General features: G+C 61.7%; 14 protein-coding genes. All 14 read left to right on the forward strand.

Going from position 1 to position 13,100, the window contains the following annotated elements:
* Window positions 1–53 precede the first annotated feature (53 nt).
* The 14 genes from trpS to metK all read left to right on the forward strand — a co-directional run bounded on the left by trpS (window position 54) and on the right by metK (window position 13,032).
* Window positions 54–1,118 (forward strand): tryptophan--tRNA ligase, encoded by a 1,065-nt coding sequence (gene trpS, locus DMO26_RS26640; RefSeq protein ID WP_117195359.1) that lies wholly within the window; start codon window positions 54–56, stop codon window positions 1,116–1,118.
* A 136-nt stretch (window positions 1,119–1,254) separates the two neighbouring features.
* Window positions 1,255–1,746 (forward strand): universal stress protein, encoded by a 492-nt coding sequence (locus DMO26_RS26645; RefSeq protein WP_117195360.1) that lies wholly within the window; start codon window positions 1,255–1,257, stop codon window positions 1,744–1,746.
* Window positions 1,747–1,872: 126 nt separating this feature from the next.
* Window positions 1,873–2,439: a NifU family protein gene (locus DMO26_RS26650; protein ID WP_117195361.1), complete on the forward strand. Its 567-nt coding sequence runs from the start codon at window positions 1,873–1,875 to the stop codon at window positions 2,437–2,439.
* Between the two features lie 34 nt (window positions 2,440–2,473).
* Complete coding sequence (gene tsaB, locus DMO26_RS26655) at window positions 2,474–3,139, forward strand: tRNA (adenosine(37)-N6)-threonylcarbamoyltransferase complex dimerization subunit type 1 TsaB (RefSeq protein ID WP_117195362.1); 666 nt, start codon at window positions 2,474–2,476, stop codon at window positions 3,137–3,139.
* Window positions 3,140–3,183: 44 nt separating this feature from the next.
* On the forward strand, window positions 3,184–3,678 hold the full coding sequence (locus DMO26_RS26660; RefSeq protein WP_117195363.1) for a GNAT family N-acetyltransferase: 495 nt from the start codon (window positions 3,184–3,186) through the stop codon (window positions 3,676–3,678).
* A gap of 41 nt (window positions 3,679–3,719) precedes the next feature.
* Window positions 3,720–4,148 (forward strand): Fur family transcriptional regulator, encoded by a 429-nt coding sequence (locus DMO26_RS26665; protein ID WP_117195364.1) that lies wholly within the window; start codon window positions 3,720–3,722, stop codon window positions 4,146–4,148.
* Window positions 4,145–4,948, forward strand: a complete 804-nt coding sequence (locus DMO26_RS26670; protein WP_117195365.1) for a lysophospholipid acyltransferase family protein — start codon at window positions 4,145–4,147, stop codon at window positions 4,946–4,948. Before DMO26_RS26665 ends, DMO26_RS26670 begins: the two co-directional genes overlap by 4 nt.
* Before the next feature lie 122 nt (window positions 4,949–5,070).
* A complete protein-coding gene (gene miaB, locus DMO26_RS26675) occupies window positions 5,071–6,495 on the forward strand; it encodes a tRNA (N6-isopentenyl adenosine(37)-C2)-methylthiotransferase MiaB (protein WP_117195366.1) in 1,425 nt (474 codons plus the stop codon).
* Between the two features lie 25 nt (window positions 6,496–6,520).
* Window positions 6,521–7,576: a PhoH family protein gene (locus DMO26_RS26680; protein WP_117195367.1), complete on the forward strand. Its 1,056-nt coding sequence runs from the start codon at window positions 6,521–6,523 to the stop codon at window positions 7,574–7,576.
* A 17-nt stretch (window positions 7,577–7,593) separates the two neighbouring features.
* On the forward strand, window positions 7,594–8,103 hold the full coding sequence (ybeY, locus tag DMO26_RS26685; protein WP_117195368.1) for an rRNA maturation RNase YbeY: 510 nt from the start codon (window positions 7,594–7,596) through the stop codon (window positions 8,101–8,103).
* 10 nt (window positions 8,104–8,113) lie between these two features.
* Window positions 8,114–9,310, forward strand: a complete 1,197-nt coding sequence (locus DMO26_RS26690) for a hemolysin family protein (RefSeq protein ID WP_117195369.1) — start codon at window positions 8,114–8,116, stop codon at window positions 9,308–9,310.
* Window positions 9,311–9,412: 102 nt separating this feature from the next.
* Window positions 9,413–11,014, forward strand: coding sequence for an apolipoprotein N-acyltransferase (gene lnt, locus DMO26_RS26695; RefSeq protein WP_117195370.1), 1,602 nt, complete (start codon window positions 9,413–9,415; stop codon window positions 11,012–11,014).
* Between the two features lie 152 nt (window positions 11,015–11,166).
* Entirely contained in the window at window positions 11,167–11,586 is a 420-nt protein-coding gene (locus tag DMO26_RS26700; RefSeq protein WP_117195371.1) for a helix-turn-helix domain-containing protein, read from the forward strand.
* A 186-nt stretch (window positions 11,587–11,772) separates the two neighbouring features.
* Window positions 11,773–13,032 carry a methionine adenosyltransferase gene (gene metK / locus DMO26_RS26705; RefSeq protein ID WP_117195372.1) on the forward strand — a complete coding sequence of 420 codons (1,260 nt, stop codon included), beginning with the start codon at window positions 11,773–11,775 and terminating at the stop codon, window positions 13,030–13,032.
* Window positions 13,033–13,100: the final 68 nt, after the last annotated feature.

Here is a 13,100-nt window from a genome sequence, read left to right on the forward strand (position 1 = left end):
GGAGACGCGCATTCCAGGGCCTGGGGCCTTCCACCAGCCTGTTCGAGGACGATATGAATACTTTCAAGCCGCTTGTCTTTTCCGGCGTTCAGCCGACCGGCAATCTCCATCTCGGCAATTATCTCGGCGCCATCCGCAAGTTCGTGGCGCTGCAGGAAAACAACGACTGCATCTATTGCGTCGTCGACCTGCATGCGATCACTGCACAACTCGTGCATGACGACCTGCGTGGTCAAATCCGCTCGATTGCCGCCGCCTTCATCGCTTCGGGCATAGACCCGAAGAAGCATATCGTCTTCAACCAGTCGGCCGTGCCGCAGCATGCGGAACTTGCCTGGGTCTTCAACTGCGTCGCCCGCATCGGCTGGATGAACCGCATGACCCAGTTCAAGGACAAGGCCGGCAAGGACCGCGAGAACGCCTCGCTGGGTCTGCTCGCCTATCCGAGCCTGATGGCGGCCGACATTCTCGTCTACCGTGCCACCCACGTGCCGGTCGGTGACGACCAAAAGCAGCACTTGGAGCTTGCCCGCGGCATCGCCCAGAAGTTCAATATCGACTTCCAGGACAAGATCCGCGCGACTGGCACCGGCGTCGACATGGTTGTCGGCGAGGAACCGATCCACGGTTATTTCCCGCTGGTCGAGCCCTTGATCGACGGACCTGCGCCGCGCGTCATGTCGCTGCGTGACGGCACCAAGAAGATGTCGAAGTCCGATCCGTCGGACCTGTCGCGCATCAACCTGATGGACGATCCGGAAGAGATCGCCAAGAAGATCCGCAAGGCGAAGACCGATCCAGACGGCCTGCCGAGCGAGGTCGAGGGACTGAAGAGCCGACCGGAGGCCGACAACCTCGTCGGCATCTATGCCGCGCTTGCCGACCGCACCAAGGCGGACGTTCTCGCCGAGTTCGGCGGTCAGCAGTTCTCGGTCTTCAAGCCGGCGCTTGCCGATCTCGCCGTGCATGTGCTCGCGCCGATCACGTCGGAAATGCGCCGCCTGATGGATGACACGACCCATATCGACGCGATCCTGCGGGATGGCGGCGAGCGGGCTCGGGCCCGCGCCGAAAAGGTCATGGGCGAAGTCTTCGACATCGTCGGCTTCCTGCGCTGACCGGAGCCGACAACGGGGGCCACGCAAAATTCGCATACCCGCCACGGTATCCGTGGCGGGTTTTCATTTGCCGCGCGAGGCTCTAAGTTCCGCTTCACGACTGCTTCGGTAGACTACGTGGAAGTGAGGGGGCTGCATGGTTTCGAAACGGCTTTCGCGGCTTGAGGGCCATCGGCGCAAGTTCATGGCGATCATCGACGGCACGCCGGAATGCGAGCGGGCCGTCCATTATGCCGGCCGCCGCGCCAAGAATTCCAACGGCGGGCTGGTGTTGCTCTTCGTCATCCCCGAAGGCGATTTCCAGCAATGGCTCGGCGTCGAGCAGATCATGCGGGCCGAAGCGCGCGAGGAGGCCGAATCTGTCATGGCCAAGACCGCCCAGAAGGTGCGCGAGACGATCGGCATCGATCCGGAAATCGTCATCCGCGAAGGCATCGCCACCGAGCAGATCAACATGCTGGTGGAAGAGGACCGGGATATCGCCATCCTCGTTCTGGCAACGGGGTCGGCCAAGGAGGGACCGGGACCGCTGGTCTCGGCCGTCGCCGGCCGCGAGGCGGCCTTTCCGATCCCCGTGACCGTCCTGCCCGGCAGCTTGAGCGACGAGGAAATCGACGCGCTGTGCTGATGGGGTCTTGACCGTTAAAAGGTTAAGGCGCACTTGAAGATAAAGCTGATACGGCTTATCTTCTTTTGAAGAATTCTAAATTTGCAGGGCATCGCTCCAAGCGAAGGCAGGCCCAGGAGAGACGATATGTTCATTCAGACGGAAGCCACGCCCAACCCGGCGACCCTGAAGTTCCTGCCTGGCAAAGTGGTTATGGACAAGGGCACGGCGGATTTCCGCAATGCCGGCGAGGCGGAAGTCTCTCCGCTGGCCTCGCGCCTCTTCGCGATCAACGGCGTCACCGGCGTCTATTTCGGTTATGACTTCATCACCGTCTCCAAGGAAAATGCCGAGTGGCAGCACCTGAAGCCGGCGATCCTCGGTTCGATCATGGAGCATTTCATGTCCGGCCAGCCGGTCATGGGCGGCGCCTCGACGCTTGCCGAAGATCTGGATGAGGAAGGCGAATTCTTCGACGAGGACGACGAAACGGTCGTCGCCACCATCAAGGAACTGCTCGAAACCCGCGTCCGCCCGGCGGTTGCGCAGGATGGCGGCGATATCACCTTCAAGGGTTTCCGCGACGGCACCGTCTACCTCAACATGAAGGGTGCATGCTCCGGCTGCCCGTCGTCCACCGCGACGTTGAAGCACGGCGTGCAGAACCTGCTCAAGCATTTCGTCCCGGAAGTGCAGGCGGTCGAAGCCCTCTGAGGCTCGAACCGTCCTCTTTCATGATCGTTCTGGCATGATCGTTTTGGCCATCGACACCGCCGGGGTGGATTGTTCCGCTGCGCTGTTTGACAGTGCGGCGGGTCTCGTGCTGTCGACGGTCACCGAGGCGATCGGCAAGGGCCATGCGGAGCGGCTCATGGCGGTGATCGACGAGGCGTTGTCGGAGGCCGGCTTGCCGCTCGAGGCGGTCGACCGGATTGCGGTGGTGATCGGGCCCGGTTCCTTCACCGGCATCCGTGTCGGCGTCGCTGCGGCGCGCGGCCTGGCGCTGGCGCTCGGGCGGGATGCGGTCGGCGTCACGACGCTTGAGACACTTGCCCGCTTCTACCTCTCCCGAAATCCCGGCCGGCCGGTCGTGGCCGCCATGGATGCCAAGCGCAGCGAGGTCTATACGCAGGCATTCTCCGCAGACGGAGCGCCTCTGGGCGAACCCGCGGCCCTGTCGCCAGAGGATGTTTACGACCTCGTCGAACGTCTTTCAGCCGCCGCGACGGGTTCATGGGCACGGCAATCGCCCACCGGGGGAGAGGTCGAGTTCGAAGGACGGGACCGTTTCGATATCGCCATGGTGGCGCGAATCGGTGCAGAGAAGCCTGTGGATGCACGGCGCCCAAAACCGTTGTATCTTCGTGGACCCGATGCGAAACCCCAAACCGGCTTCGCCCTTGCCCGGTCTTGAATGCCCGGCCGGGCTTTCCGGTCCTGAATGCCAGTGAATGACGGATGTTCGACGATTACCTGAGCTGGAAGCCGTTTTTTGAAGTCGTGCCCATGGAGCTCGGCGATTGCGCAGAAATCTCCGAGCTTCACGGCCTGCGGTTTCCGCGACGGTGGAGTGACGGCGAATTCCAGAACCTGCTGATGCAGGCCAATGTCTTCGGCTTCGTCGTGCGTCAGACGAACGCGTTCTTTTCGAAGCCGCTCGGTGGTTTCGTCCTGTCGCGGGAGGCTGCCGGCGAGGCGGAGATCCTGACGGTCGCCGTGAACGAGAAATTCGGGCGCCAGGGGCTGGGCTGGCGGCTCATGCAGGCGGCCCTGCGCGAGGCCGCGGTGCGCGGTGGCGAGAGCATGTTTCTGGAGGTCGAGGCAGCCAATCGGTCGGCGGTCGAGCTTTATCGCAAGCTCGGCTTCCAGAAGGTCGGCGAGCGTCCGGCCTATTATGCCGGACCGGATGGCACGCGATCCTCGGCGCTTGTCATGCGCCGCGTTCTTCGTTAGTCGGTTAACTCCTGCGGGAATGTTTCAAAGGCCAAAACGACATGACAGACCTTTCCAAAAGCCTGGAGGAGCTGTGTGCCGAGAAAGGCATGCGCATGACCGACCAACGCCGTGTGATCGCGCGCATCCTGCAGGAATCCGATGACCATCCCGATGTCGAAGAACTCTATCGACGTTCCTCGAAGGTTGATCCGCGCATCTCGATCTCGACCGTCTATCGCACGGTGAAACTCTTCGAGGATGAGGGAATCATCGAGAAGCACGATTTCCGCGATGGCCGGTCGCGTTATGAGACGGTTCCGGAAGAACATCATGACCATATGATCGACGTCAGCACCGGCACCGTCATCGAATTCCGATCGTCGGAGATCGAGGCCCTGCAGGAGCGTATCGCCCGCGAGCATGGTTTCCGCCTCGTCGGCCATCGGCTGGAGCTCTACGGCATTCCGCTCGACAAGGACGAGAAGTGATCACCTGGCTGCGGATCGGTGTAATCGGTGTCGTCCTTTTCGCAGTCACGCTGGTCATCCTGCCGTTCCAGCTTGTCGGCCTCGCGCTCGATCTGAAGATCCGCCGATATCTGCCGCGCTACTGGCATAGGACGGCGTGTTGTCTGCTCGGCATCCGCATCCATGTGCACGGAACGATCGACGGCCGGCGGCCGCTGATGCTCGCCTCCAACCACGTCTCCTGGAAAGACATCCTCGTTCTCGGCGCCATTGCCGACGTCGTTTACATCGCGAAATCCGAGGTGGCGGACTGGCCGGTCTTCGGAATGCTCGCCAAGCTGCAGAAAAGCATCTTTATCGCCCGCGAGCAGAAGCGCCGCACCGGCGACCAGGTGAATGAGATCGCCGAGCGCATGACCGCCGGCGAAATCGTGGTGCTCTTCCCGGAAGGGACGACTTCGGACGGCAACCGGCTGCTGGAGGTCAAGTCCTCCCTCTTCGGTGCCGCCGCCGCAGCGGTGCCGCATACGCCCGAGGGCGTGGTTCACGTTCAGCCGGTGGCGATCGCCTATACCCGGGTGCATGGCATGGCGATGGGCCATTACCACCGACCGATCGCCGCTTGGCCCGGGGATATTCCCCTCCTGCCGCATCTCATGGGCGTCCTGAAAGAAGGAGCGCTGGATGTGGACGTGATCTTCGGCAGAACAGTCGAATTTCGAGCCGGCGACAATCGCAAGCACCTGAGCCAGGCCGTGACGAGCCAACTCCGCCGCATGCTGGTAAGGCACCTGCGCGGACGGGATTATGAAAAGGTTTAGGATGGAATTTCAAGCTCGTGCCCGGCGGGTTGGTGATGGAGCGGATATGGTACGATGCTCCGCAAACCACGCGAATCACGAAACGCTTCAATTTCGGGACTTCTTGGAGTAAGGAAGCCCGCATGAACGAACACGTCTCCCTTCCACTCCAGGCCGAAGAGGCCTTCCAGCGTCCGGACAGCCGTCCCAACACGCGCAAGGTCTTCATCAAGACCTATGGCTGTCAGATGAACGTCTACGATTCGACGCGCATGAGCGATGCGTTGGCGAGCGACGGCTACGTTACGACCGAGGAAATGGCGGAGGCCGATCTCATCCTGCTCAATACCTGTCACATCCGCGAAAAGGCGGCCGACAAGGTCTATTCGGCGCTCGGCCGGCTGCGCGAGATGAAAAAGACCCGCGCCGCCGAAGGCAGGGAGCTGATGATCGGCGTGGCCGGCTGCGTCGCCCAGGCGGAAGGCGAGGAAATCCTTCGCCGCTCGCCGTCGGTCGACGTGGTCATCGGCCCGCAGACTTATCACCGCCTGCCGGAAGCGCTCCGAAACGCTCGCGCCGGAAAACGCGTCGTCGACACCGAATATGCCGTCGAGGACAAGTTCGAACACCTGCCGCAGCCGGAAAAGGCGAAGGTCCGCGCCCGCGGCGTGACCTCCTTCCTGACCGTGCAGGAAGGCTGCGACAAGTTCTGCACCTTCTGCGTCGTGCCCTATACCCGCGGTTCGGAAGTATCGCGGCCCGTGCAGCAGATCCTCGACGAGGCCGAGCGGCTGGTCGATGGCGGCGTGCGCGAGATCACGCTGCTCGGCCAGAACGTCAATGCCTGGCGGGCGGAAGGTCCGAAGGGCGGCGAATGGAGCCTTGGCGATCTCCTCTACAGGCTGGCGGAAATACCGGGCCTTGCCCGGCTGCGCTACACGACCAGCCATCCGCGCGACATGGATGACAAGCTCATCGAGGCGCATCGCGATCTGCGGACCCTGATGCCTTATCTGCACCTGCCGGTGCAGGCGGGTTCCGATCGTATCCTCAAGGCCATGAACCGCCGCCACACGGCCGCCGAATATCTGCGCCTCATCGAGCGCATCCGTTCGGTCCGCCCGGATATCGCGATGTCGGGCGATTTCATCGTCGGGTTCCCCGGCGAGACGGACCGCGATTTCGAGGACACGCTCCGGATCGTCGAGGACGTGAATTATGCCTCGGCCTTCTCCTTCAAATATTCGACCCGCCCGGGTACGCCGGGCGCCGAGCTTGGCGATCAGGTGGCGGAAGAGGTTAAATCCGAGCGACTGGAAAGATTGCAGGCCCTGCTCTTGAAACAGCAGGCCGACTTTGCCAAATCCTGCGTTGGAAAGGTCATCGACCTGCTGCTGGAAAAGCCCGGCCGGATGCCGGGGCAGGTCATCGGACGCTCGCCTTGGCTGCAGTCTGTGAATGTTGATGCAAAAACATCGCAAATCGGTGACATTATCCAAGTACGAATCATCGGAACCGGCCCGAACAGCTTGTTTGCCGAACCGGCAGGGAGTTTAGTGGGGGCCTGAACTTGAAAAGCAGGAGCTTGCCTACTTGAACGGACATGAATTGGTTTCTTCATCCGCGCGTCAACCCCGATCCGCTGCGACCGATGCCAACCATTTCGTGCTGACGTTCGAGAACAACAGGTTCGCAAGCGAGCTTTTCGGCCAATTCGACCAAAACCTGAAATTGCTGGAAGAACGGCTTCGCATAGATGCGCGGCCGCGCGGCAATTCGGTGGCGATCTCCGGTGACGTGACGGCCACCAATCAGGCGCGCCGGGCGCTGGATTTCCTCTATGAACGGCTTCAGAAGGGCGGTTCTGTGGAGATTTCCGATGTCGAAGGCGCGATCCGCATGGCCCAGGCGGCGGACGACCAGCTGACCCTGCCGACCATGGAGCGCAAGGCAAAGCTGTCGATGGCGCAGATTTCCACCCGCAAGAAGACGATCCAGGCCCGGACACCGACCCAGGATGCTTATATGCGGGCGCTGGAACGCTCGGAACTCGTTTTCGGTGTCGGCCCTGCCGGTACCGGCAAGACCTATCTGGCGGTCGCCCATGCCGCACAGCTTCTGGAGCGCGGCGCGGTGGACCGGATCATCCTGTCACGCCCCGCGGTGGAGGCCGGCGAGCGCTTGGGCTTCCTGCCGGGCGACATGAAGGAGAAGGTCGATCCTTATCTGCGGCCGCTTTATGACGCGCTTTACGACATGATGCCGGGCGACAAGGTGGAGCGGGCGATCACCGCCGGCGTCATCGAGATTGCGCCGCTCGCCTTCATGCGCGGCCGCACGCTTGCCAATGCCGCCGTCATCCTCGACGAGGCGCAGAACACCACGTCGATGCAGATGAAGATGTTTCTGACCCGCCTCGGCGAGAATGCCCGGATGATCGTCACCGGCGATCCGAGCCAGGTGGACCTGCCGCGCGGCGTGAAATCAGGCCTGGTCGAGGCGTTGCAGATCCTGAAGGGTGTCGAAGGCATTTCCGTTATCCGCTTCAAGGATACGGACGTTGTCCGCCATCCGCTGGTCGGCCGCATCGTCAAGGCCTATGACGCGCAATATGCCGTCCATGAGGAAAGCGAGGATCTCGACCGCTGAAGCGGTCGGGCCGGAGCATGCCTGAACTCGACATACAGATCAGCGTGGAAGACGAGGGCTGGCCCGATGAGCCGGCCCTTCTGGCCATGAGCGGGAAGGTGCTCGGCGCTGCGGCCGACTTTCTGGCACGAGAAGAAAAGCAGCCTTTCCCGAAAACCGCACCGGAATTGTCGCTTGTCTTCACCAACGACGCCGCGATCCAGGAAATCAACGCCGAATGGCGCGGCAAGGACAAGCCGACCAACGTCTTGTCTTTTCCCGCCTTTCCGCTTCAGCCGGGCGGTAGGCCGGGGCCAATGCTCGGCGATATCGTCATCGCGCGCGAAACCGTCGAACGCGAGGCGGTTGAATTAGACAAAACTTTCAGCGATCATCTGACTCATCTTTTAGTGCACGGTTTCCTGCATCTCTTCGGCTACGACCACATGGATACGGACGAAGCGGAAGAAATGGAGGGTTTAGAGACTCGCATTTTGGCCGGGCTCGGCCTATCTGACCCCTATGCGGGGCAGGACCCGATAGTATAGTATTGGACCTATGAACGATTTATCGAGCAATGTTGCCCGCGAGGGCAAGGACGGTTCGGACTCTTCCTCGTCGGACGAGGGCAGTAGTTCTTTACGATCCGAACAGTCGTCCAAATCCCATAATTCCTTCTGGTCTCGGGCTCTGAGGCTTCTGAGGCCGTCGCAGGGTGAGCAGTTGCGCGAGGATCTCGCCGACGCGCTGATGGCCGACGCCAATATCAGCGGCGCCTTCTCTCCCGAAGAGCGGGCGATGCTGCACAATATCCTGCGCTTTCGCGAGATCCGCGTCGAAGATATCATGGTTCCGCGCGCCGACATCGAAGCGATCGACATGAACATGACGATCGGCGAGCTCCTCATCCATTTCGAGGAGACCGGCCGGTCGCGCATGCCGGTCTACAGCGATACGCTCGACGACCCGCGCGGCATGGTGCATATCCGCGACCTGCTTTCCTATCTTGCCAAGCAGGCCCGCAACAAGCGCCGCTCCGGTGCGCGGGCGGCGACTGCGAAGGCAGCGCCTGCACAGCCGATGCCGCTGGCCACCGACAAGGCGGAAAAGACCGAGAAGATCGTGCGCACGCCCCGCCCGGCTTTCGACCTCGGCCGCGTCGACCTGGAACAGACGGTCGCCGAAGCGGGGCTGATCCGGAAGATCCTGTTCGTGCCGCCGTCGATGCTCGCCTCCGATCTGCTCCAGAGCATGCAGGCTGCGCGCACCCAGCTGGCGCTCGTCATCGATGAATACGGGGGAACCGACGGTCTCGTCTCCCATGAGGATATCGTCGAAATGGTGATCGGCGACGTCGAGGACGAGCATGACGACGACCAGGTGATGTTCTCCCGCACCGGAGACGACGTCTTCACCGCCGACGCGCGTATCGAACTCGAGGAGATCGCCGAAGCGATCGGCCCGGATTTCAACATTCGCCACCGGCTGGAGGATGTCGACACGCTTGGCGGCCTGATCTTTTCGGAGCTCGGCCGCATTCCGGTGCGCGGCGAGGTGGTGCAGGCCGTCCCGGGCTTCGAATTCCAGATACTGGAGGCCGATCCCCGCCGCATCAAGCGCGTGCGCATCATGCGCAAGCGTACGCTTGGCCGCCGCCGGCCGGCAAAGGGCGAGGCCGAAGCCGCCATCGCCGACCAGACGCCCCAGGCCCTGTTGCCGCCGCCTGCGCGCGATCCGAACCGGCCCAGCCAATGAGATGGAGCGCCATGCAGGCAGTCGGGCGTCTTTGACCTCGCGACAAGCCGGCTGTTTTTTGGAAGACTGCGGCCGTTGATTCGGGGCGCGGAAGGGACATTCATGGAGCGGCTGGCGGGCAGGATCATGCTTCTCTGGGGCTTTCCTCGCGGCGTCGTCGCTTTTCTTGCAGGTGCGGTCGGGGCTCTGGCGCTGCCCCCCTTCGGCTTTTTTGCGGCGCTTTTCATCTCCTTCACGCTGCTCGTCTGGTTGATGGACGGCTCGACGGGCCATCCGGACGGGGGCTGGGTGACGCGGTTGCGCTCGGCTTTCCTTCTCGGCTGGGTCTTCGGCTTCGGTTATTTTGTCGCGAGCCTCTGGTGGCTCGGAAACGCACTTCTTGTGGAGGCGGATGAGTTCGCCTGGGCGCTGCCGCTCGCCGTTTTCGGCCTGCCGGCCTATCTCGCGCTTTTCTATGGTCTCGCGACCGCGATCGCCCGCATATTCTGGTCGGACGGTTTCGGGCGGCTCGCGGCTCTTGCATTCGCTTTCGGGCTGGCGGAATGGCTGCGCGGCTTCGTCGCCACGGGTTTTCCCTGGAATGCCATCGGTTACGGCGCCATGCCCGTGCCGCTGATGATGCAATCGGCGGCGCCGCTGGGCATTTTTGGCGTCACGGTGCTTGCTGTCTTCGTCTTTTCCGCCCCCGCTCTCACCGGCACCAGGAAAGGCATGAAGACCGGCCTCGCGCTTGCGGCCCTGCTGTTTGCCGCCCATCTCGGCTATGGTGCCTGGCGGCTTCACCAAGCGGATTCGATCCTTGCCGCAGCTTCCGGAAACGAGATGACCGTGCGGATCGTCCAGCCCGTGATCGACCAGGCGCGCAAGCTGGACGATGCCGAGCGCGCGGCAATTTTCGAAGAGCATCTGGCGCTTTCGGCTCTCCCCTCCGAAAACGGTGGCAAGCGGCCGGATATCGTTGTCTGGCCGGAGACCTCAGTTCCTTTCATCCTCACTCAGAACCCGGATGCGCTGGCGCGCATTGCGGAGGTGCTGCAGGACGGCCAGGTGCTTGTCACCGGCGCGGTCCGGTCGGAAGACGCAGGACCGGGTTTTGCGCCGCGCTTCTATAATTCGATCTACGTGATCGACGGCGAAGGTCAGATCGTTTCAGCCTCCGATAAGGTGCATCTCGTGCCTTTCGGCGAATATGTTCCCTACGAGGACCTGCTGCGCAACCTCGGCATACCCGATGCCATCGCCATGCCGGGCGGCTTTACCGCGGCGCCCGCCCGCGCGATGCTGACGCTCCCGGGCGGGCGGCTCTTTTATCCGCTGATCTGCTACGAAGCCATATTTCCAGAGGAGATCAGCGGCGACGTGGAGCGGACGAGCGCCCTTCTCAACGTCACCAATGATGGCTGGTTCGGCGCTACGCCCGGTCCTTACCAGCACTTCCAGCAGGCCCGGATCCGGGCTGTCGAAAACGGCCTGCCACTGATTCGCGCCGCCAATACAGGTATATCTGCCGTTGTCGATCCCATCGGAAGACTAATGCGGGGTGTGGATTACAATCAAAAAGGTGTGATGGATGCAACTCTGAGAGGCGGATCTGTTCCGCATTGGGACGGTAACGCCAGGGAAAATCACTTCTGGTTGGTGCTGGGATCGATGTTGCTGATTGCAGCGATCTCGCGCGCTGGTTTTAATTTCCGAGCGAATTGACCAAAAACCCCTAAAATTGCATAGTGATGTCAGCCTTTCGTCTCGCCATATGCTTCCTACGTTGAGCCTGTTGTGACCAACCGCACGAAGTGTATCTCCACACGCAGACCGGGTTGTGAGGATTAACAAACAAACTTCGTCAGGACATCGTTATGATTGAAAACAAAAAGAAGCCGAACCCCATCGACATCCACGTCGGGAGCCGGATTCGCCTTCGCCGCACCATGCTTGGCATGAGCCAGGAAAAACTCGGCGAAAGCCTTGGAATCACCTTCCAGCAGATCCAGAAATATGAAAAGGGCACCAACCGCGTCGGCGCCAGCCGCCTGCAGAACATCTCCAGCATTCTCAACGTGCCGGTGTCCTTCTTCTTCGAAGACGCTCCCGGCGAACAGTCCGGTGCGCAGGGCGGGATGGCGGAAGCCTCCAGCTCCAACTACGTGGTGGATTTCCTCTCCTCCTCCGAGGGCTTGCAGCTCAACCGGGCCTTCGTGAAGATTTCCGACCCGAAAGTGCGTCGGCGTGTGGTCGATCTCGTCAAGGCTCTCGCAGCGGATGCCGAAGTCGAATAAGGCAGAAAACAGCGAAAAATGCGAAAGCGGCCTCCCGGGCCGCTTTTTTCGTTTCGGCGGCAGGCCTGGTGTTGCGAAAATGTTTAGAGTGTACACATAAAGATATATATATGTCGTTGTGTGCTTGTTTTTGTCGAAGGAAGACACTAACACAAGCTCGTTTGCTTCTTTGAGGGGAATCCCGTAATGCGCGCAAGTTACCTGTTCACCAGCGAGTCCGTTGCCGAAGGCCACCCGGACAAGGTTTGTGACCGTATTTCCGATGAAATCGTGGATCTTGTGTACCGCGAAGCGGCCAAGACCGGTGTCGATCCCTGGACGGTGCGCATCGCCTGCGAAACGCTCGCCACCACCAACCGCGTGGTCATCGCCGGCGAAGTCCGCCTGCCGCCGAGCCTGATGAAGAAGGACAAGGACGGCAAGGACGTCATCAATCCTTCGAAGTTCAAGTCGGCAGCCCGCAAGGCGATCCGCGAGATCGGCTATGAGCAGGACGGCTTCCACTGGAAGACCGCGAAGATCGACGTTCTTCTGCATTCCCAGTCGGCCGACATCGCGCAGGGCGTCGACAGCGCCGCCGACAAGCAGGGCGACGAGGGCGCCGGCGACCAGGGCATCATGTTCGGTTACGCCTGCAAGGAAACGCCGGATCTCATGCCGGCGCCGATCTACTATTCCCACAAGATTCTGCAGCTTCTCGCAACCGCCCGCAAGAAGGGCGAGGGCGAAGCGGCGAAGCTCGGTCCTGACGCCAAGAGCCAGGTGACCGTACGTTACGAAGACGGCAAACCGGCCGGCGTCGATTCGATCGTGCTTTCCACCCAGCACCTCGACGAGAGCTGGGATTCCCAGAAGGTTCGCGCCGTCGTCGAACCTTATATCCGCGAAGCGCTCGGCGATCTGCCGATCGATGCGGATTGCAAATGGTACATCAACCCCACGGGCAAGTTCGTCATCGGCGGCCCGGATGGTGACGCCGGTCTGACCGGCCGCAAGATCATCGTCGACACCTATGGCGGCGCGGCTCCGCATGGCGGCGGTGCCTTCTCCGGCAAGGACACGACCAAGGTCGACCGTTCCGCCGCCTACGCTGCCCGTTATCTGGCCAAGAACGTCGTCGCCGCCGGCCTTGCCGATCGCTGCACGATCCAGATTTCTTACGCGATCGGTATCGCCCAGCCGCTCTCGGTCTATGTCGATCTCGCCGGCACCGGCAAGGGCGTGACGGAAGATCAGATCGAAGCCGCGCTGCGCAAGGTCATGGATCTGTCCCCGTCGGGTATCCGCCGCCATCTCGACCTCAACAGGCCGATCTATGCCAAGACCTCGGCCTATGGTCACTTCGGCCGCAAGGCCGGCCGCGACGGCTCCTTCTCCTGGGAGAAGACCGATCTCGTGAAGCCGCTCAAGGAAGCGCTGAAGGGTGAAACGCTGAAGGCCGCTTGATCGGCCTTTACGGACAGCGTCCGGAAACTGTAAAGCGGGTGCCTCCAAGGCATCCGCTTTTTATTTGG

Source organism: Rhizobium terrae (genome assembly GCF_003425685.1).
GTDB lineage: Bacteria > Pseudomonadota > Alphaproteobacteria > Rhizobiales > Rhizobiaceae > Neorhizobium > Neorhizobium terrae.

Bases quoted from the DNA above. Each gene is read 5' to 3' on its own strand.
- DMO26_RS26645 (WP_117195360.1), top strand. From the start codon at position 1,255: ATGGTTTCGAAACGGCTTTCGCGGCTTGAGGGCCATCGGCGCAAGTTC.
- miaB (WP_117195366.1), top strand. From the start codon at position 5,071: ATGAACGAACACGTCTCCCTTCCACTCCAGGCCGAAGAGGCCTTCCAG.
- ybeY (WP_117195368.1), top strand. From the start codon at position 7,594: ATGCCTGAACTCGACATACAGATCAGCGTGGAAGACGAGGGCTGGCCC.
- DMO26_RS26690 (WP_117195369.1), top strand. From the start codon at position 8,114: ATGAACGATTTATCGAGCAATGTTGCCCGCGAGGGCAAGGACGGTTCG.
- trpS (WP_117195359.1), top strand. From the start codon at position 54: ATGAATACTTTCAAGCCGCTTGTCTTTTCCGGCGTTCAGCCGACCGGC.
- DMO26_RS26665 (WP_117195364.1), top strand. From the start codon at position 3,720: ATGACAGACCTTTCCAAAAGCCTGGAGGAGCTGTGTGCCGAGAAAGGC.
- DMO26_RS26700 (WP_117195371.1), top strand. From the start codon at position 11,167: ATGATTGAAAACAAAAAGAAGCCGAACCCCATCGACATCCACGTCGGG.
- DMO26_RS26650 (WP_117195361.1), top strand. From the start codon at position 1,873: ATGTTCATTCAGACGGAAGCCACGCCCAACCCGGCGACCCTGAAGTTC.
- lnt (WP_117195370.1), top strand. From the start codon at position 9,413: ATGGAGCGGCTGGCGGGCAGGATCATGCTTCTCTGGGGCTTTCCTCGC.
- metK (WP_117195372.1), top strand. From the start codon at position 11,773: ATGCGCGCAAGTTACCTGTTCACCAGCGAGTCCGTTGCCGAAGGCCAC.
- tsaB (WP_117195362.1), top strand. From the start codon at position 2,474: ATGATCGTTTTGGCCATCGACACCGCCGGGGTGGATTGTTCCGCTGCG.
- DMO26_RS26660 (WP_117195363.1), top strand. From the start codon at position 3,184: ATGTTCGACGATTACCTGAGCTGGAAGCCGTTTTTTGAAGTCGTGCCC.